This is a genomic window from Burkholderia mycopellens, from assembly GCF_964265025.1.
Taxonomy (GTDB): domain Bacteria; phylum Pseudomonadota; class Gammaproteobacteria; order Burkholderiales; family Burkholderiaceae; genus Burkholderia.
This window is the reverse complement of record NZ_OZ183803.1, coordinates 66,335-85,721: the sequence shown is the minus strand read 5'-3', so window position 1 is coordinate 85,721 and position 19,387 is coordinate 66,335. Positions and strand designations below refer to the sequence as shown.

Genomic DNA, 19,387 nt, shown 5'->3' with positions numbered 1-19,387 from the left:
CCCGCTCAGATCGGGTAGTGGCGCGGCGCGGTCTGCACGGTGATCCAGCGCAGGTCGGTGAATTCGGCGATCGACGCCTTGCTGCCGAACCGGCCGTAGCCGCTCGCCTTCACGCCGCCGAACGGCATCTGCGCCTCGTCGTGCACGGTCGGGCCGTTGATGTGGCAGATGCCCGACTCGATCCGCTTCGCGACCTGCATCGCGCGTGCGATGTCGCGGCTGAACACCGCGGCCGACAGCCCGTATTCGCTGTCGTTCGCGGCGGCAAGCGCCGCGTCGTCGCCGTCGACGCGCTGCACGGTCACGACCGGCCCGAACGATTCGTCCGCGTAGAGCTTCATGTCGCGCGTGACGCCGTCGACGATCGTCGGCTGCATCACCGCGCCGTCGACTTCGCAGCCGAGCGGCAACGCCGCGCCGTGCGCGCGCGCGTCGGCGACCAGCGCCGCGATACGCTGCGCGGCCGCCGCGCTTTCGAGCGTGCCGAGCACGACGCCCGGCGCGGCCGGGTTGCCCGCCTTCAGCGTACGCGCCTTCGCGACGAGCCGTTCGACGAACGCATCGGCGACTGTCCGGTCGACGATCACGCGCTCGGTCGACATGCAGATCTGGCCCTGGTTGAAGAACGCGCCGAACGCGACCGCGTCGACCGCCGCATCGAGATCCGCGTCGTCGAGCACGAGCACCGGCGCCTTGCCGCCGAGTTCGAGCAGCGCCGGCTTCAGGTGCTGCGCGGCGAGCGTCGCGACGATCCGGCCGACGCGCGTCGAGCCGGTGAAGTTGACGCGCCGCACCGCCGGGTTCGCGATCAACCGTTCGACGATCGCGGGGGCGTCCTGCGGCGCATGCGTGATCACGTTGACGACACCGTCGCCGAGCCCCGCGTCATGCAGCACGCTGCCGATCAGCCGGTGCACGCCCGGGCAGCCCTCGGACGCCTTCAGCACGACCGTGTTGCCGCACGCGAGCGGCATCGCAAGCGCGCGGGTCGCGAGAATCACCGGCGCGTTCCACGGCGCGATGCCGAGCACGACGCCGCACGGCTGGCGCACCGCCATCGCGAGGCTGCCAGGTACATCGGACGGGATCACCGCGCCGTCGATCTGCGTCGTCATCGCGGCGGCCTCGCGCAGCATGTTCGCCGCGAGCATCACGTTGAAGCCGTACCAGTTCGCCATCGCGCCGGTTTCGGCACGGCCGATCTCGATGAATTCGCCGGCGCGCGCGTCCATCCGGTCGGCCGCCGCGAGCAGCCGCCGGCGGCGCTCGGTCGGCGCGAGCGCCGCCCATGCGGGAAACGCGCGCGCGGCCGCCGCGACCGCGGCATCCGCATCGGCGAGCGTCGCCGCGGCGGCGCGCGACGCCACCTGTCCCGTCGCCGGATCGATCCGGTCGAACGTGCCGCCATCCGACGCGCCGCGCGACACGCCGTCGATCAACAAACTCACTTCGTGCATTTCGCTGTCTCCGCTCAGTCCGGTTGCGTGCCGCGTCGCGCGTCAGCGCTTGTATGCCTGCAGGCCCGGCTTGATGCTCTTGTCGTCGAGGAACTGCTTGAGGCCCTGCTCGCGGCCGCCTTCCGGATCGCGGTAGTTCGCCTGGTCGAGCTTCGCGTACAGGTAGTCCTCGTTCTGCTCCCACGTCAGTTCGCGGCAGCGCTTGAAGCCGTGCTTCGCGTTGCGGATCACGACCGGATTCTTGTCGAGCAGCTTCGCGGCGAGCGCCAGCACTTCATCGCGCAGTTGCGCACGCGGCACGCTCTTGTTGACGAGCCCCATCTTCGCGGCCTGCTGCCCGGTGAAGGTATCGCCGGTCATGATGTAGTACAGCGCCTCGCGATGCCCGACGGTATCCGCCATCGCCTTGCTGACGAGGTTGCCCGGCGGGATGCCCCAGTTGATCTCCGACAGCCCGAACACGGCTTCGTCGGCCGCGATCGCGAGATCGCACGCGACGAGCGGCGAGAAACCGCCGCCGAAACACCAGCCGTTGACCATCGCGATCGTCGGCTTCGCATACATGCGCAGCAGTTGCCACTGCCAGCGGCTCGCGTCGCGGCGGATCTTTTCCTGCAGGATCTCCGGGCCCGCGTCCACTTCGCGGAAATACTCCTTCAGGTCCATCCCGGCCGTCCAGGCATCGCCCTCGCCGGTCAGCACGAGCACCTGCGCTTCGGCGTCGAGCTCGACCGCTTCCAGCACGTCGATCATCTCCGTGTTCAGCGTCGGGCTCATCGCGTTGCGCTTGTCCGGGCGGTTCAGCGACACCCACGCGATCCCGCCCTCGACCGTGACCTTCACCGTTTTCCAGCGACCTTCGTAACTCATCTTCGTTCTCCAATGACCGTGCCGCCCTACGCGACTCGATGCCAATTTACTATCAGGTAACCTGATATGTAAAGTAGAATGGAAGCGGCTCGGGACAAACCCCTAAACGGGCACGAACGCGCGGTTTCGCGCCGCGCGGCGCCTGCGCTTCACGACATGAGGAGACACGCTTGGACATCCGCAACCTGATCGCCATCGACACGCACGTGCATGCCGAAGTGTCGTGCTGCCAGCCGCCCGACCTGTTCGCGAAGGCATTCGACGACGCGGCCGACAAGTACTTCGGCACGGTGCTGAAGCAGGGCCGCCGGCCGACGATTCCGGAGACGATCGCGTACTACCGCGAGCGCCGCATCGGCTTCGTGATGTTCACCGTCGACTGCGAGACGAACATCGGCCGGCGCCGCATTCCGAACGAGGAAATTGCACAGTTCGCGCAGGAGAACGCCGACGTGATGATCGCGTTCGCGAGCATCGACCCGCACAAGGGCCGCTTCGGCGCGCGCGAGGCGCGTCGCCTGATCGAAGAACACGGCGTGAAGGGCTTCAAGTTCCACCCGACGATGCAGGGGTGCTTTCCGAACGACCGGCTCGCGTATCCGATCTACGAGGTGATCGCCGAATACGGGCTGCCGGCCGTGTTTCACAGCGGGCATTCGGGGATGGGGTCGGGCATGCGCGGCGGCGGTGGGCTGCGTCTGAAGTACTCCGAACCGATCCATCTCGACGACGTCGCCGCCGACTTCCCGGACATGAAGATCGTGATCGCGCACCCGTCGTGGCCGTGGCAGGAGCAAGCGCTGTCGATCGCGCTGCACAAGCCGAACGTCTACATCGACCTGTCGGGATGGTCGCCGAAGTATTTCTCGCCGGAGCTGGTCAAGTATGCAAACACGCTGCTCAGGCACAAGGTGCTGTTCGCGTCGGATTTTCCGCTGATCCGGCCGGATCGCTGGCTGGAGGATTTCCACGGCGCCGGGTTCCGGCCCGACGTGCACCCGCTGATCCTGAAGAACAACGCGGTGGCGTTGCTGGGGTTGGGGCTCGACGCGCCGCGCGAATGATGCGCCGAGTGGCGAATGCGCCGATCGTGGCGCGGCGGCCGGCGCGGCCGGTGCGGTCGTGCGACGATGCCGCGCCCGCCGGCCGCTCGCCGCGCCGTGGCGCTCAGGTGGCGCGCTTCGGCGTGAACCGCGCGGTCGGCAGCCCCGCGTGCCGCGTCTGCGCGACGAACACACCGCCCGCATGTGCATCGCTTGCCAGCGCATCGCCGCTCAACCCGACGCGCGCACTCGTCACGTACAGGCGGCCTTCGCCATCGAGCGTTGCGCAACTCGGCTGCGCGGTCGGCACGTCGACGCGCGCCGTCTCGACGCCGTCCGGCCCGTAGCGCACGACCCGCCGCCCGCCCCATTGCGCGTTCCACAGGCCGCCGTCGCGATCGATCGTCGAGCCGTCGGGGTCGCCGTCCGGGTCGGTCAGGCGCGCGAACGGCCGCACGTTCGCGACGTCGCCGCCCGCGCGGTAGTCGCAGACGAAAATCTCGCGAACGAGCGAATCGCAGAAATACATCCTCGAACCGTCCGGCGAGAACGCGATGCTGTTCGCGATCGCCGCCGGCGGCAGCGCGAGCCGTTCGAGCGTGAGATCCGGATTGAGCCGGTAGAACCCGCCGACCGCGCGCGGCGGCTCGCCGCCTTCGTCCTTCATCCCGAACACGAACGCGCCGAACGGGTCGCAGCGCCCGTCGTTCAGCCGCGTCGGCAGATCGGGTTCGACGTCGACGATCCGCGTAAACGCGCCGCTGCGCAGGTCGAAGAACGCGAGATGCGTCGCGAGCCCGACGAGCAGCACGTCCGGATCGTCGGTCAGCGCGAAACACGCGAGCCGCTCGGACATCGCCCACGACGTCAGGCCGGAACCGTCCGCGCGGCATCGCCACAACTGCGCGCCTTCGATGTCCGTCCAGTACAGCGCGTGCGTCGCATCGCACCACGTCGCGCCTTCGCCGAGCGTGTTGCGGCTGTCGGCCAGCAGCATTGCCTGCCCGGCCGGATGAATCTGTTGCATGCCGTCTCCCGATATCTGTCGTGTCCGCAGGCGGCCGCACTTTCGTCAGATCTTCATCGCGCGCCGCTGGTTGCGACGATACTGGTCGAACAGCACCGCGAGCAACAGAATTCCGCCGCGTATCAGATATTGGTAAAACGTCGGCACGTTCAGCAGGCTCATCGCGTCCTGCACCGCGCCCATGATCAGCACGCCGACCAGCACGCCGGAAATCGTCGCGACGCCGCCCGTCAGCGACACGCCGCCGAGCACGCACGCGGAGATCACGCCGAGCTCGAGGCCGACCGACGTCTTCGGATCGCCGAGGCTCATCCGCGACGCGAGCATCACGCCGGCGAAGCCCGTCACGAGCCCCTGCAGCACGAACACGGTGATCTTGATGCGCATCACCGGCAGCCCCGCGAGCAGCGCGGCCTCGCCGTTGCCGCCGACGGCGAGCACGTTCTTGCCGAACACCGTCTTGCGCAGCAGGAAGCCGAACACGACGAAGCCGACGATGTTGCTCCAGATCGGATACGAAATGCCGAGGAACGAGCCGGCGCCGAGGTCGAAGAAGCGTTCCTCGGAGATCATCACCGCGTCGCCGTTCGACGTGATGAACGCGAGCCCGCGCACGACTTCCATCATCGCGAGCGTGACGATCAGCGAATTGATCCGGTAGCGCGCGATCAGCACGCCGTTCACGAGCCCGACCGCGCCGCCCGCGAGCACGCCGGCCGCTGCGCCGAACAGCACGCTGTGCGTCGCGGTGATCAGCGTCGACGCGACGACGCCCGAGAACGCGACGATCGACGCGACCGACAGGTCGACCTCGCCGAGCGCGAGCACGAACATCATCGTCACCGCGATCGAGCCGATCAGCGTGACCGACAGCAGCAGGCCCTGGATGTTGCGCGGCGTGAGGAAGTCCGGCACCGTCAGCGACAGCGTCGCGAACAGCACGAGAAACACCATCACGATGCCGGAACGGTTGATCAGTTGCCACACGCCGCCGCGCGCCCGCATGGGCACGCCGGTGGCATCGGGGGATGGAGAGGTACGTTGGGGTTGCATTGCCTGGCTCATGTCATTTGCATTCCGGTTGATCGTTGCGGGGCGCTAGCGCGGCAGCGCGAGCTTGATCAGCGCGTCGGGCGTCGCCTGCGCCTTCGCGACCTCGCCCGCGATCCGTCCTTCCTTCATCACGATGATCCGGTCCGACACGCCGATCACCTCGGCCAGGTCGCTCGACACGAGGATCACCGTGCGGCCCGCTTCCGCGAGTTCGTAGAACAGGTTGTAGATTTCCGCACGCGCGCCGACGTCGATGCCGCGCGTCGGCTCGTCCATCAGGAACACGTCGATGCGTTCGGCCAGCCAGCGCGCGAGCACGACCTTCTGCTGGTTGCCGCCCGACAGCGCGCCGATCGGCGTATCGCCGTCGCGGGTCTTGATCGCGAGCCGCTCGATGTAGCGTTGCGCGAGTTCGCGCTCGCGCCGCGTGTCGAGCAGCATCCGCGCCGGGCTGAAATGCCGGCGCGCGCTGATGTTCAGGTTGTCGGCCACCGATGCGATCGCGACGATGCCCTCCTGCTTGCGGTCTTCCGGGCACAGCGCGAGGCCGGCGCGTACCGCGTCGCGTGGGCTCCCGAACGCCACCCGCTTCCCGTTCAGCTCGACATGTCCCGCGCTCGGGCGCGCGGCGCCGTACAGCAGCTTCATCAGCTCCGAGCGGCCCGCGCCGACGAGCCCGAAAAAGCCGACGATCTCGCCGCGCCGCGCGGTGAACGACACGGGCTCGGACAACCCGGGCCCCGCCAGCCCCTTCGCCTCGATCAGCACGTCGCCGGCCATGCGCGGCCGGTAGCCGTACACGTCCTCGATCGAGCGGCCGACCATGCAGCCGATCAGCCGGTCGCGGTCGAGATCGGCGACCGAATCGAACGTGTCGATGCGGCGGCCGTCGCGAAACACGGTCACGCGGTCGCACAGTTCGTAGACTTCCTCCATCCGGTGCGTGACGTAGATGATCGCGCGGCCTTCGGCGCGCAGCGCGCGGATGATCCGGAACAGCTGCGTGGTCTCGCGCGCCGACAGCGAGCTCGTCGGCTCGTCGAACGCGATCACGCGCGCGTCGCGCATCAGCGCCTTGCCGATCTCGATCATCTGGCGCTGGCCGATCGACAGATACTTCACCGGGGTGCCCGGATCGATGTGCTCGCCGAGCCGCTCCAGCGCATCGAGTGCGCGCGCGGCGAGCGTGCGTTCGTCAACCACGCCGAGCCGGCTCGGCAGTTGCCCGAGCATCAGGTTCTCCGCGACCGTCAACTCCGGCACCAGATGCAGCTCCTGGTAGATGATCGCGATGCCGGCCTCGAGCGCCGCACGCGTCGACGCGAAACGCTGCTCCGTGCCGTTCAGCGTCAGCGTGCCGGCCTGCGGCTGGTTCACGCCGGACAGCACCTTCAGCAGCGTCGATTTCCCCGCGCCGTTCTCGCCCATCAGCCCGTGCACTTCGCCCGCGCGTACCGACAGCGACACGGCGTCGAGCGCGCGCACGCCCGGGAACGTCACGGTGATGCCGTCGAGCGCGAGCAGCGGGGCGTCCTGTGGCAGTGCGCCGGCTTCACCGTCGTCGTGGCGGGACACTGCCGTCATCGTCTGCATCGTCATGGCGTTTTCGCCCCGCGTGCTCAGATGCCGAGCTCGGCGCGCACGGCCTGCCAGTTCGCGCGCGTCATCAGCTTGCCGCTCGTCTGCGTGTCGGGCGGCGGCGTCTTGCCGTTGCGGATCCAGTCGACGAGGTTCTGCGTGCTGTCCTTGCCGTGGTTCGTCGAGCTGACGGCGATCGTCCCGTAGAAGCCGGTCGGCTCCTTCTTCTGGAATTCGGCGAACGCTTCGCCCGCGCCGTTGATGCCGACGCCGATCACGTCCGCCGCCGGGATGTGCAGCTGCTCCGTCGCGCGCACCGCGCCGAGCACGGTTTCCTCATTCAACGCGTAGACCACCCACTTCTTCACGTTCGGATGGCGCGCGAGCACGGGTGCTGCCGCGCTGAAGCCGCCTTCGTCGTCGGTCGTCTTCTGCGGCGCATCGAAGATGTTTTCCTTGCGGAAGCCGTTCGCGAGCAGCGCCTGCGTCGCGCCGTCGGTGCGCAGCTTCGCGGTCGGCAGCTCGTAGTTCGTGATCCGCAGCGCGCCGACTTCCTCGGGCTTCCAGCCGCGCCGCTTCATCTCGTCGGCAATGGCCTGGCCGACCTGGTTGCCGATCTTGGTCGCCGACATCCCGAGGTGCGGCACGTTCGGCAGCGGCTTGCCGGTCGAATCGACGAGCTGGTCGTCGACGGTCACGAACTTCATGTTGTAGCGCTTCGCGCGTGCGGCGATCGCCGGGCCGAGGCGCACGTCGGGCGCGCAGATCACGAAGCCCTGTGCGCCTTGCGAGCCGAGGTTGTCGATCGCGGCCAGCACTTTCTCGCCGTCGGGCGTGCCGATCTTCACGACCGAGAAATTCTCCTTCTGGCCGAGCGCGGACGCCGCGTTCTGCTCGTTGATGAACCAGGCCTGCTCGGGCATCTTCACCAGAAAGCCGATCTTCAGCGGCGCGTCGGCGCGCGCGGCGCCCTGCATGCCGAGCGGCGCGATGCAAAGCGCGGCCAGCAGCGCGCGCAGGGTATGGCGGCGAATCGTGCGATTCATGTCGTGTCTCCTTGTATCGACTGGGGTCTTCATCATTCGTCGTGCGCGGCCGCGGCGCAGCGCGCCGGCACGTTCATCGGCCGAACGCGTCGGTCTGGACGCGCCGCCCGAACAGAAACGCATCGGCGACGAGCCGCAGCGGCCGCACGTCGACATCGCTTGCGCCGCGCGCGATCAGCGCGCGGAAGTGCGCGTACAGCGCCGGATACTCGCGTTCGGGCCCGAGCTCGACCGGCTCGCCCGCGATCGACAATTGCGCGCCGCCGCGGCTGATCGCGAGCACGCCGTCGGCCGTATCGACCGCGATCTCCCATTGCTCGAGCGGGCCGTGCCGCCAGTCGAATTCCGCGCGCACCGGCACGCCGTCGGTATCCGCGCAATCGAGTTCGGCCGCGATCGGCGTCTGCACGTCGCTCGGCACGATGAGCGTCGCCTCGCGCAGCACGAGCTCGCGCGGCAGGATCCGCGTGACGATCGACAGCGCGTTGATGCCCGGATCGAACACGCCGAGGCCGCCCGGCTCCCAGATCCACTGCTGCCCCGGATGCCAGCGCCGCACGTCCTCTTTCCAGCGCACCTGCACCGCGCGGATCGTGCGCGTCGCGAGCCACGCGCGGGCGGGCTCCACCGCGCTCGCGCAGCGCGAATGCCAGGTCGCGAACAGCGTAAGGCCGCGTTCGCGCGCGAGCGCCTCCAGCGCGGCCACTTCGCCGAGCGTCGCGCCCGGCGGCTTCTCGAGCATCACGTGCTTGCCGGCTTCGAGTGCGGCACGCGCCTGCGCGTAGCGCACCTGCGGCGGCGCGCACAGCGACACGGCGTCGAGCTCGCGCTCGGCGGCCAGCAGCGCGCGGAGGTCGCGATAGTTGCGCACGCCGGTGACTTCCGCGTGGCGGCTCGCGCAAGCCGTCAACGTGAAGCCCGGTTCGGCGGCGATCGCCGGAAGATGCTGGTCGCGCGCGATCTTGCCGATCCCGACGACGCCCAGCGAAACCTGATCATTCATCGTGCATGTCTCCTTCGCGTATCGCTCAGTGCGCCCAGCGCAGCACGAGCGGATCGAGCCGGCGCGCGATCGCGAGCAGTTCCGCGCGCGTGTCGGGATGCAGTTCCGGCATCGGATGCCGCGGCCGCTCGCACGCGATCACGCCGCCTGCGCGCATCAGCGCCTTCGCGGTGAGGATCCCGGACTGGCGGTTCTCGTGATTGATCAGCGGCAGCCACGCCTGGTAGCGCGCGTACGCGTCGTCGTGGCGCCCGTCGCGCCATGCTGCGAGGATCGGCCGGATGCCGTCCGGATACGCGCCGCCCGTCATCGCGCCGGTCGCGCCCGCATGGAGGTCGGCGAGCAGCGTGATCGCCTCCTCGCCGTCCCACGGCCCCTCGATTGCATCGCCGCCGAGCCGGATCAGCTCGCGCAGCTTGTTCGCGGCACCGGGCGTCTCGATCTTGAAGTACGCGACCTGCTCGATCTCGCGCGCCATCCGCGCGAGGAACGGCGCGGCGAGCGCGGTGCCGCTCGCGGGGGCGTCCTGGATCATGATCGGGATGGCGATCGCGTCGGACACGCGGGCGTAGAACTCGAAGATCTGCGCTTCGGGCACGCGGAACGTCGCGCCGTGATACGGCGGCATCGCCATCACCATCGCGGCGCCGAGCTGCTGCGCGCGCAGGCTGCGCGCCGCGCACACCTGCGTGCTGTAGTGCGACGTCGTGACGATCACCGGCACGCGGCCCGCCACGTGTTCGAGAATCGTGCGCGTGAGCACGTCGCGTTCGTCGTCGGTGATCGCGAACTGCTCGGAGAAGTTCGCGAGGAGGCACAGCCCGTCCGAGCCCGCATCGATCATGAAATCGACCGCGCGCTTCTGGCTCGCGAGGTCGAGCTCGCCGGTGTCGGTAAACGTCGTCGGGACGACGGGGAAGATGCCGCGATAGCGCGGCGTGCTGCTCGAGGTCATGGTTCGGTCCTGCGTCGGTCGAAGCGGCATTCAGCCGGAAAGCAATGCGTTCAGGATTCGCGGGCGAGCGCGCCCGCGGCCGACTGCGGCGCTCGCAGCGTCGCGCGGACCACGAACGTGATCAGCACCGCGAACAAAAGCGTCGCCGCGAGGAAATACAGGCCGGCCGCGAGGCTGCCGGTTGCCTGCTTGATCAGGCCGATGCCGTACGGCCCGACATAGCCGCCGAGATTCGCGAGCGAATTGATCGCGGCGATGCCGACCGCCGCGCTCGTCCCGGTCAGGAACTCGCCGGGCAGCGCCCAGACGACGGCCTGGATCGAGTAAAGCGAGAACGCGGTGAGGCAGATGAACAGGAACTGCAGCGCGGGCTGACGCGCCCATGCGCTGGCGGCCATCGTCAGCGCCGCGGCGGCCGACACGACGACGATGTGCCAGTAGCGTTCGCGCGCGCGATCCGAATGACGCGGCACGACCAGCAGCCCGACCACCGCGAACAGGTACGGCACGGCGGACAGCAGGCCGGTGGCCGTGTCGCCCGCGCCGAACGCGTGAATGATCGTCGGCAGCCACAGCGACAGCCCGTAGATGCACAGCGGGAACGGCAGGAACAGCGCCGCGAGCAGTAGCACGCGCCGGTCGGCCAGCGTGGCGAGCGGGTTGCGGTGCGCGTCGGGGCGGAACGTGTCGCGATCGGCGGCGAGCTGGCGCGCGATCCAGCGCCGCTCGTCATCGTTCAGCCAGCGCGCGCGATCCGGCGATTCGGGTAGCAGCCGCAGCGTCGGCCACACGAGCAGCACGGCCGGCAGGCCGCTGGCGACGAACAGCGCCTGCCAGTTCGACAGCCCGAACAGCCCGTGCGTCGACAGCAGCCAGCCCGCGAGCGGCCCCGTCACGATGCCGGCGATCGGCTGCGCGAGCACCAGCAGCCCGATCACGCGCGCGCGGCCGCGCATCGGAAACCACTGCGTGAGGAAATACAGGATGCCCGGATACAGGCCGGCTTCGGCCGCGCCGAGCAGGAAGCGCAGCACGTAGAAGCTGGCCGGCCCGCGCACGAGCGCCATCGCCATCGTGATCACGCCCCACGTCGCGAGAATGCGCGCGAACCACACGCGCGCGCCGAAGCGGCCGAGCGCGAGATTGCTCGGCACCTCGCACAGGAAATAGCCGATGAAGAACAGCCCCGCGCCGAACCCGTACGCGGCGTCGCCCAGGCCGACGGCCGCATTCATGTGCAGCTTCGCGAAGCCGACGACCGTGCGGTCGACGTAGGCCACCACGTAGATCAGCGCGAGAAACGGCACCAGCCTGCGCGTGAGCGTGCGCATCAACTGCCGTTCGTCGACGGCGGCCGACGGGCCGGATTGAGCCGCGGCGGGTGTCGCGGACGGGTGCTGCGTCGTCGTCATCGTGTCTCCATGGGTGGGCTGCGCCGGCGTCGTCGCCGGTCTGTCCTGCTTCACCTGTGCCGCGTTTCGCGCACGCCGCTCAATGCGAGTGGCTCGGCACGTCCGCGCCGCGCGTGCCGACCAGGAAGTCGAGGTCGCACCCCTCGTCGGCCTGCAGCACGTGATCGATATACAGCCGCGCGTAGCCGCCCTTGCCGAGCTGGCCGGCCACGCCCGGCGCCGCGGTCGGATCGACGTCCGACAGGCGGCGCTGCAGTTCGTCATCCGTGATGTCGAGATGCAGCGTGCCGGCCTCGCAGTCGAGCTCGATCCAGTCGCCGTTGCGCACGGCCGCGAGCGGCCCGCCGGCGGCGGCCTCCGGCGCGACGTGCAGCACGACCGTGCCGTACGCGGTGCCGCTCATCCGCGCGTCGGAAATCCGCACCATGTCCTTCACGCCCTGGCGCAGCAGTTTCGGCGGCAGCCCCATGTTGCCGACCTCGGCCATCCCCGGATAACCGCGCGGCCCGCAGTTCTTCAGCACGAGCACCGAGCTTGCATCGACATCGAGCGCCTCGTCGTTGATCGTCGCCTTGTAGTGGTCGAGGTTCTCGAACACCACCGCACGGCCGCGGTGCTTCAACAGCTCGGGGCTCGCCGCCGACGGCTTCAGCACCGCGCCGCGCGGCGCGAGATTGCCGCGCAGGATGCGGATGCCGCCGTCCGCGATCAGCGGCCGGTCGAGCGGGCGGATCACCTCGTCGTCGTAGTTCGGCGCTTCGCGCACGTTGTCCCACAGCGATTTGCCGTTCACCGTCAGCGCATCCGGGTTCGGCAGCAGCCCGCCTTCGCCGAGCCGGCGCAGCACGGCCGGCAGCCCGCCCGCGTAATAGAACTCCTCCATCAGGAAGCGGCCCGACGGCATCAGGTCGACGATCGTCGGCGTGTCGCGGCCGATGCGCATCCAGTCTTCCAGTTCGAGCGGCACGCCGATGCGGCCCGCGATCGCCTTCAGGTGGATCACCGCATTCGTCGAACCGCCGATCGCCGCGTTCGCGCGGATCGCGTTTTCGAACGCGGCGCGCGTCAGGATCTTCGACAGCACGAGCCCTTCGAGCGCCATCTCGACGATGCGGATGCCGGACATGTGCGCGAGCACGTAGCGGCGCGAATCGACGGCCGGAATCGCCGCGTTGTGCGGCAGCGTGACGCCGAGCGCCTCGGCCATGCAGGCCATCGTCGACGCGGTGCCCATCGTGTTGCAGGTGCCGGCCGAGCGCGACATCCCGGCTTCGGCCGACAGGAAGTGATGCAGGTCGATCTCGCCGGCCTTCAGCGCTTCGTGCAGCTGCCACACGGCCGTGCCCGACCCGATGTTCTTGCCTTCGAGCTTGCCGTTCAGCATCGGGCCGCCCGACACGACGATCGCCGGCACGTCGCAGCTCGCCGCGCCCATCAACAGCGCGGGCGTGGTCTTGTCGCAGCCGGCGAGCAGCACGACCGCGTCGATCGGGTTGCCGCGGATCGCTTCCTCGACGTCCATCGACGCGAGGTTGCGCGTGAGCATCGCCGACGGCCGCAGGTTCGATTCGCCGTTCGAGAACACCGGGAACTCGACCGGGAAGCCGCCCGCCTCGAAGATCCCGCGCTTCACGTGCTCGGCGAGCTTGCGGAAGTGCGCGTTGCACGGCGTCAGTTCGGACCACGTATTGCAGATGCCGATGATCGGCCGGCCATCGAACTCGTGATCGGGGATGCCCTGGTTCTTCATCCAGCTCCGGTACATGAAGCCGTTCTTGTCGTTCGTGCCGAACCATTGGGCGGAGCGCAACCTGGGTTTTGTTGCCGACATCGTCAGTCCTGTGGTGACGGGATACCGGCGCAGTCTAGGCAGAATTTTGATAACTCGCTAATGACGTTTTGGTCGATTACGATATCCAATTCGATATCGATATAAACCCGTACGATGCCCGAAGCCAGCCCGTGGGGAAACCGTGGCCGCCTGAAGACGCGCCAGCTTCTGCTGGTCGTCGCGCTTGCCGACGAAGGCAGCATTCACCGCGCGGCGGCCGCGCTGAACATGACGCAGCCGGCCGCGTCGAAGCTGCTGCGCGAACTCGAGGAATCGATCGGCGCGGTGCTGTTCGAACGCCTGCCGCGCGGGATGCGGCCGACGCTGTACGGCGACGCGCTGATCCGCCACGCACGCGCGGCGCTCGGCAGCCTCGACCAGGCGCACGAGGAACTGGCCGCGCTGAAGGCCGGCCATCTCGGCCATGTGGCGGTGGGCGCGATCACGTCGCCGGGCCTGCGGCTCGTGCCGCCGGCCGTCGCCGCGGTGAAGGACACGCACGCGAACGTGCGCGTGTCCGTCGCGATCGACACGAGCAACGCGCTGCTCGAACACCTCGCGCAGGACAAGCTCGACATCGTGCTCGGCCGGCTGTCAGCCGAACACGACAAGCTGCACCTGCGCTACGAGCCGCTGACCGGCGAGCCGGTCGCGGCCGTCGTGCGGCCCGGCCATCCGCTGCTCGCGCAGGCGCCGCTGTCGCTCGCCGACGTGCAGCGTGCCGCGTGGATCATGCCGCCGGCCGGCAGCGTGCTGCGCCACCGCTTCGAGCTGGTGTTCCAGCGCGCGAGCCTCGCGCCGCCGGCGAACGTCGTCGAGACGGCCGCGCTGCTGTTCATCACGCAGGTGCTCGAACAGAGCGACATGATCGCGGTGCTCGCGGAGGACGTCGCGCTGTACTACGCGCGACATGGCATCGTGTCGGTGCTGCCGCTGGAAATGGATTGCCGGATGGACGATTTCGGGATCATCACGCGCACCGACCGGCTGCATTCACCGGCCGTCGCGGTGATGGCCGACGCGATCCGCGCGGCGGCGCGGGAGGTGTACGGGATCGCGTTGTAACGTCACGCGGCCGCGCACTCGACGCGCGGCTCGCACCGGATCGGAAAGTTCACGGAGTTCGCGATATAGCACTTCGCATGCGCATCGTGATGCAGCCGCTCGGCCAGCTCGCGATCGTCGCCCGCGCGGATCGTCACGCGCGGTTGCAGCACGATTTCGGTGAAGCGCCCTTGCTCCGGGGTGTCGAGCATCGTCCCTTCGGCGTCGTCGACATACGCGAGCACGCGGATGCCGGCTTCCGAGCAAAGATGCAGATACCACAGCTTGTGGCACGCCGAGGCCGACGCGAGTAGCAGGTCCTCCGGATTCCAGCGTGCCGCGTCGCCGCGAAACGCCGCGTCCGACGAGCCCGGAATGTCCGGCTTCGAACCGGCGCGGATCACATGATCGCGGCCATATTCGCGATACCCCGACGTGCCGGTTCCGCGGTTGCCGGTCCACTCGACTGCCACGCGGTACGTGTGTTCGCCATGCGCCATCTCGGTCTCCTTCGGTATCGGAACGTGAGGCCGTCATTGTGGCATCGGAAATCCGTTTGGTATACCATTATTCCAAAATGGAGAATCACGGAATGGAAGCTAGACTCGATTCGACGGCGGACGCGGTGGCCGCATCGCTGCGGGAAATGATCGTCAACGGCGAGCTGCAGGCCGGCGAGCGGCTCGTTGAACGCGACCTCGCCGAGCGCTTCGGGATCAGCCGGATTCCGATGCGCGAAGCCATCCAGCGGCTGGAGCGCGAAGGGCTGCTGGAGATCTTCCGCAATCGCGGTGCGGTCGTGCGGATGCTGAGCGCGTCCGACGTGCAGGAGATCTACGACATGCGTGCGCTGCTCGAAGGCGACGCGATCCATCGCAGCGTGAAGCGGCTCGACGACGAGACGCTCGCTCGCGCCGAACTCGTGCATCGGCTGCTCGGCGAATCGAACGTCCCGCGCCGGCAAGGCGAGTTGAACCGTGAATTCCATGCGTTGCTGTATTCGTGCTGCGGCAACGAGCGGCAGTTGAAGGCGATCGCGGAGCTGCGCAGCCAGGTCGAACGATATGAGCGCCTGCAAGCCACACTGCTCGCGGACACGCCGTCGTTCCAGTTCGAGCACGAAGAGATCCTGCAAGCGTGCCGCGAGCGCAATGCGCGCGGCGCCCGGGCGATGACCGTCGCGCATCTCGAGTCGGCCCGGCGCATCGTGTTGCGGCTCGTTGAAGGCGGGTGACGCCGGCACGTGTTCGGACACGGTCATGCGAGCAATCGCTGCCGACCGGTGCGGGCGGCCCGGTTCTTCGCACTTGCGGGGCGTGCTGCGCCCGCACGAACGGCGCAGCGCGCTTGTCCGCCGCTACCGTGAATCGCGCCAGTCGGTGAGCCGTCATTCGGCTTTCCGCCCACCGTTGCCGAATTCGCACGGCGCAAACAATAGCCGCCGGCGACTTCCCCGAACCCCATCGCTGTCCCGAGGCTCCCCGGCAAATCCGACCGTCCCGCCGCTCCCTCCGACGCCCTTTGGCACCCGCGCAACAAGATCAGCTTACGATTGCAAATAACTCTCATTTGCATTAGATTTCGGCGCGCAAATGAACTGTTTGGAACACGGATGCCGGCGCAAGACGGCCCGCGGCCCGAACGCGGACCACTCTCTGAGGGACGGGGTATGAGCAGGAAGAACTGGGCGGCCGCACCGATGGCCATCGTCGTCGGCGCGGCCGGCCTGAGCGCCGCCGACGCTCAGGAACTGTCGCTGCCCGCGATCGAAGTCTCCGGGCAGCGCACGACGGCGCCGTTTCGGGCGCCGGAATCGACGAGCGCGACGCGCACCGAGACGGACGTGATGGAGATTCCGTTCGCGGTCAGCAGCGTCGACAAGAAGCTGATCCAGACCGTGGCCGCCACGCGCGGCGAAGACCTGTACGACTGGGTCGCCGGCGTCGCGCGTCAAAACAACTTCGGCGGGCTGTGGGACAACTACGCGGTGCGCGGCTTCGCCGGCGACGGCAACACGTCCGGCACCGACTACCTCGTCAACGGCTTCTCGTGGAATCGCGGCATCGGCGTGCCGCGCGACACCGCCACGCTCGAACGCATGGAAGTCCTCAAGGGGCCCGCGTCCGCGCTGTACGGCCGCGGCGACCCCGGCGGGCTCATCAGCTACACGACGAAGCAGCCGCAGTTCGCGCGCTCGAACACCGTCGGCGTGTCGGCCGGCAGTTACGGCGCGCTGCGCGAGACGCTCGATTCGACCGGCCCCGTCACGCAGTCGCTCGCGTACCGTTTCGTCGCGATGAACGAGAACAACGGCAGCTTCCGCGATACCGTGTCGAGCAAGCGCTACCTGTTCGCGCCGTCGTTCACGTGGGACATCGGCGCGGACACGACGCTGCACTATGAATTCGAGACCGCCCGCCAGCGCGCGCCGCTCGATCGCGGCGTGGTCGCGGTCAACGGGCAGCTCGGTGCGGTGCCGGCGTCGAGGTTCATGGGCGAGCCGCGCGACGGCGACTTCGACGTGCGCAACTCGGGCCACCAGTTCACGCTCGAACATCGCTTCAATGCCGACTGGTCGGTCAACGCCGGCTTCGCGCAGCGCGACACCGACCTGTCCGGCCGCTCGTCCGAGGCGTTCGCACTGCAACCGGACGGGCGTACGCTATGGCGCCGCTACCGGCAGGTCGCGTTTCATTCGAACGACGTGCAAGGGCGCGTCGAGGTGGCCGGCAAGGCCCGCACGGCCGGCATCGGCCACACGTTCGTGATGGGCGTCGACGCCTATCGCTTCAACTACGACCAGTTCGTCGCGCGCTCGACGCCGACGGCCGCGGCGCCGTATGCGATCGACATCTTCGATCCGGTTTACGGCCAGCCGGCGCCCGTGCCGCGCACCGCGACGAACCTGCTCGAGCGCGACGACGGCCAGGGCCTGTACGCGCAGGACACGCTCGCGTTCGGGCCGCACTGGAAAGTGCTCGCCGGGCTGCGCTGGGACCGCTTTCACCAGTCGGTCGAGAATCGCCTGACGGGTGTGACGACGACCCAGCTGCAAACGGCGCTGAGCCCGCGGCTCGGCATCGTGTACGAAGCCAGCCCCGCGCTGTCGTTCTACGCGAACACCGCGTATTCGTTCCGGCCGAACAACGGCGCCGACGCGAACGGCCGCGCGTTCGATCCGGAGAAGGGGCACGGCTACGAGGCCGGCGTGAAATGGGCCGGCACGCGCTGGCTCGCGACCGTCGCCGCGTTCTACGTGAACAAGCGCAACGTGCTGACCGCCGATCCGGCGAATGCCGGGTTCTCGCGTGCGGCCGGCGAAGTACGCAGCCGCGGCGTCGAATTCGAATGGAACGGCGAACTGGGCCACGGGTTGCGCGGCCTCGTCAATCTCGCCTACGTCGATGCGCAGGTCACGCACGACAGCGTGCTGACGCCCGGCGCACGCCTCGTCGACATTCCGCGGCTGAGCGGGAGCGCGCTGCTGATGTACGAGACCGCGCTGCCGCTCGTCGACAAGGCCGGCGCGGGCGCGGGCGTGATCTACGTCGGACGCCGCGCGGGCAACACCGCGAACACGCAGGACGGCTTCGACCTGCCCGCCTACGCGACCGTGCAGCTCAACGGCTACGTGCAGGTCAACAAGCATCTGCGCGCGTCGGTCGTGCTGAACAACCTGTTCAATCGCACGTACTACGTCAGCTCGTACAACAGCCTGTGGGTCACGCCGGGCGCGCCGCGCAGCCTGTTCGCCTCCGTCGCGTACTCGTTCTAGAACGGCCGGCCGACGTGCATCGCGCGCCGGACGCAAACCGTGCGTGCGGTGCGCGACAAGCAATCACATCGCAGACGTCACGGGCCTCTCCACCCATTGCCCGCAACGTGAAAACGCCGCGCACGTCGCCCCCCGCTACATGGCGGCGCGTCGCCCGGACACCGCCGCCGTCGTACCGCGCACCACCAACCGCGGCAACGACGCGATCCGCACGCGCGACGCATCGTCGATCCGGCCGCCCGCCTCGCGCAGCGCGTTGAGCAGTTCGACCGCGAGCCCGGCGGCCTCGGCGGTCGGGATCGCCACCGTCGTCAACGTGGGACGCGTGTCGCTCGCCAGATGAATATCGGTAATGCCGACGATCGACAGGTCGTCGGGCACGCGCCGGCCGCGATCGGCCGCCGCGTGCAGGGCGCCGATCGCGGGCAGGTCGTTGGTCGCGACCAGCGCGGTCAACCGCGGATGCGTATCCAGCAACCGCCCCGCCGCACGCACGCCGCCTTCGATCGAATCGGGCTCCGCCGCGACAATCGTCGCATCGAGCCCGGCTTCGCGCATCACGTCGACGAAGCCGTCGTAGCGCGCCGCCTGCACGCCGCTCGCCGATCCGCCGACGATCACGCCGATCGTCCGGTGCCCGAGTTCGAGCAGATGCCGCGTCGCGATCCGCCCGGCTTCGCGGAAATCCACCGCCACGCACGGCAACCCTTCGGGCGGCGCATCGGGCCGCTCCCACAGACACAGCACGACCGGCACGCCGCGCGCCGCCACATCGAGCAGATCCGGCAGATGCAGGTTCGCGTTGGTCACGAGAATGCCTTCGGAGATCGTGCCGGCGATCTGGTCGAGATACGCTCGCCCCTGCAACGGATCTTCGTTCGTATTGCAGACGATCAGGAACTGCCCGTTGCGGCGCACCGCGCGCTCGACCGCCAGCGCGAACTCCGGATAGAACGGGTTCGCGATGCTCGACACCATCAGCGCGACCGTCGGCGCGCGCCCTTCCGCCAGCGCCCGCGCCGCGAGATGCGGCCGGTACCCGAGCGCCTCCACGGCTTCCAGCACCCGCGCACGCGTCGCGTCGCCCACCCGGCCGCGGTTGCGCAGCACGTTCGAGACCGTCGCGGCCGTCACGCCGGCGCGGCGGGCCACTTCATCGAGTGTCGCCATGACTTGCTCACTATATGAGACGTTGATCCAGTATTTGCTTCGCTCACCGAAGCGGCGCACTATCGCCGCACACCCTGCCGCCCGACCGACGGGCGCGACTCGGCCGCGATCGCATCGGCTCTT

The 19,387-nt window shown here is 68.8% G+C and carries 16 protein-coding genes; 4 read left to right on the top strand and 12 right to left on the bottom strand.

What is annotated here, in order from left to right:
• Positions 1–5 precede the first annotated feature (5 nt).
• The gene (locus ACPTTC_RS18670) at positions 6–1,457 is read right to left on the bottom strand and encodes an aldehyde dehydrogenase (protein WP_423393428.1); all 1,452 of its coding nucleotides are present in this window, start codon (positions 1,455–1,457) and stop codon (positions 6–8) included.
• 42 nt (positions 1,458–1,499) lie between these two features.
• A complete protein-coding gene (locus ACPTTC_RS18665) occupies positions 1,500–2,327 on the bottom strand; it encodes a p-hydroxycinnamoyl CoA hydratase/lyase (protein WP_226197223.1) in 828 nt (275 codons plus the stop codon).
• A gap of 170 nt (positions 2,328–2,497) precedes the next feature.
• On the opposite strand from ACPTTC_RS18665, the gene ACPTTC_RS18660 reads away from it, so the two are divergent.
• Positions 2,498–3,391: an amidohydrolase family protein gene (locus ACPTTC_RS18660; RefSeq protein WP_423393427.1), complete on the top strand. Its 894-nt coding sequence runs from the start codon at positions 2,498–2,500 to the stop codon at positions 3,389–3,391.
• 103 nt (positions 3,392–3,494) lie between these two features.
• Here ACPTTC_RS18660 and ACPTTC_RS18655 read toward each other — a convergent pair whose 3' ends face one another.
• The 8 genes from ACPTTC_RS18655 to ACPTTC_RS18620 form a co-directional block, all read right to left on the bottom strand.
• The gene (locus ACPTTC_RS18655) at positions 3,495–4,397 is read right to left on the bottom strand and encodes an SMP-30/gluconolactonase/LRE family protein (RefSeq protein WP_423393426.1); all 903 of its coding nucleotides are present in this window, start codon (positions 4,395–4,397) and stop codon (positions 3,495–3,497) included.
• A gap of 45 nt (positions 4,398–4,442) precedes the next feature.
• Positions 4,443–5,462, bottom strand: coding sequence for an L-arabinose ABC transporter permease AraH (gene araH / locus ACPTTC_RS18650; protein WP_423393425.1), 1,020 nt, complete (start codon positions 5,460–5,462; stop codon positions 4,443–4,445).
• A gap of 33 nt (positions 5,463–5,495) precedes the next feature.
• Positions 5,496–7,049 carry an L-arabinose ABC transporter ATP-binding protein AraG gene (gene araG, locus ACPTTC_RS18645; protein WP_423393424.1) on the bottom strand — a complete coding sequence of 518 codons (1,554 nt, stop codon included), beginning with the start codon at positions 7,047–7,049 and terminating at the stop codon, positions 5,496–5,498.
• A gap of 20 nt (positions 7,050–7,069) precedes the next feature.
• A complete protein-coding gene (locus ACPTTC_RS18640) occupies positions 7,070–8,074 on the bottom strand; it encodes an arabinose ABC transporter substrate-binding protein (protein WP_175952743.1) in 1,005 nt (334 codons plus the stop codon).
• Positions 8,075–8,147: 73 nt separating this feature from the next.
• Entirely contained in the window at positions 8,148–9,077 is a 930-nt protein-coding gene (locus tag ACPTTC_RS18635) for a Gfo/Idh/MocA family protein (RefSeq protein ID WP_423393423.1), read from the bottom strand.
• A 25-nt stretch (positions 9,078–9,102) separates the two neighbouring features.
• Positions 9,103–10,032, bottom strand: a complete 930-nt coding sequence (locus ACPTTC_RS18630) for a dihydrodipicolinate synthase family protein (protein WP_423393422.1) — start codon at positions 10,030–10,032, stop codon at positions 9,103–9,105.
• A gap of 50 nt (positions 10,033–10,082) precedes the next feature.
• A complete protein-coding gene (locus ACPTTC_RS18625) occupies positions 10,083–11,444 on the bottom strand; it encodes an MFS transporter (RefSeq protein ID WP_423393421.1) in 1,362 nt (453 codons plus the stop codon).
• Positions 11,445–11,523: 79 nt separating this feature from the next.
• The gene (locus ACPTTC_RS18620; RefSeq protein ID WP_423393420.1) at positions 11,524–13,275 is read right to left on the bottom strand and encodes an IlvD/Edd family dehydratase; all 1,752 of its coding nucleotides are present in this window, start codon (positions 13,273–13,275) and stop codon (positions 11,524–11,526) included.
• Between the two features lie 114 nt (positions 13,276–13,389).
• Here ACPTTC_RS18620 and ACPTTC_RS18615 point away from each other — a divergent pair, with 114 nt between their 5' ends.
• Positions 13,390–14,340 carry a LysR substrate-binding domain-containing protein gene (locus ACPTTC_RS18615; protein WP_423393419.1) on the top strand — a complete coding sequence of 317 codons (951 nt, stop codon included), beginning with the start codon at positions 13,390–13,392 and terminating at the stop codon, positions 14,338–14,340.
• 2 nt (positions 14,341–14,342) lie between these two features.
• Here the strand turns inward: ACPTTC_RS18615 and ACPTTC_RS18610 are convergent, their stop codons facing one another.
• Positions 14,343–14,819 (bottom strand): OsmC family protein, encoded by a 477-nt coding sequence (locus tag ACPTTC_RS18610; protein WP_423393418.1) that lies wholly within the window; start codon positions 14,817–14,819, stop codon positions 14,343–14,345.
• Between the two features lie 92 nt (positions 14,820–14,911).
• Here ACPTTC_RS18610 and ACPTTC_RS18605 point away from each other — a divergent pair, with 92 nt between their 5' ends.
• Entirely contained in the window at positions 14,912–15,553 is a 642-nt protein-coding gene (locus ACPTTC_RS18605; protein WP_423393417.1) for a GntR family transcriptional regulator, read from the top strand.
• A gap of 435 nt (positions 15,554–15,988) precedes the next feature.
• Positions 15,989–18,094 (top strand): TonB-dependent siderophore receptor, encoded by a 2,106-nt coding sequence (locus tag ACPTTC_RS18600; RefSeq protein ID WP_423393416.1) that lies wholly within the window; start codon positions 15,989–15,991, stop codon positions 18,092–18,094.
• 135 nt (positions 18,095–18,229) lie between these two features.
• Here ACPTTC_RS18600 and ACPTTC_RS18595 read toward each other — a convergent pair whose 3' ends face one another.
• Positions 18,230–19,264 carry a LacI family DNA-binding transcriptional regulator gene (locus ACPTTC_RS18595; RefSeq protein ID WP_423393415.1) on the bottom strand — a complete coding sequence of 345 codons (1,035 nt, stop codon included), beginning with the start codon at positions 19,262–19,264 and terminating at the stop codon, positions 18,230–18,232.
• Positions 19,265–19,387 lie beyond the last annotated feature (123 nt).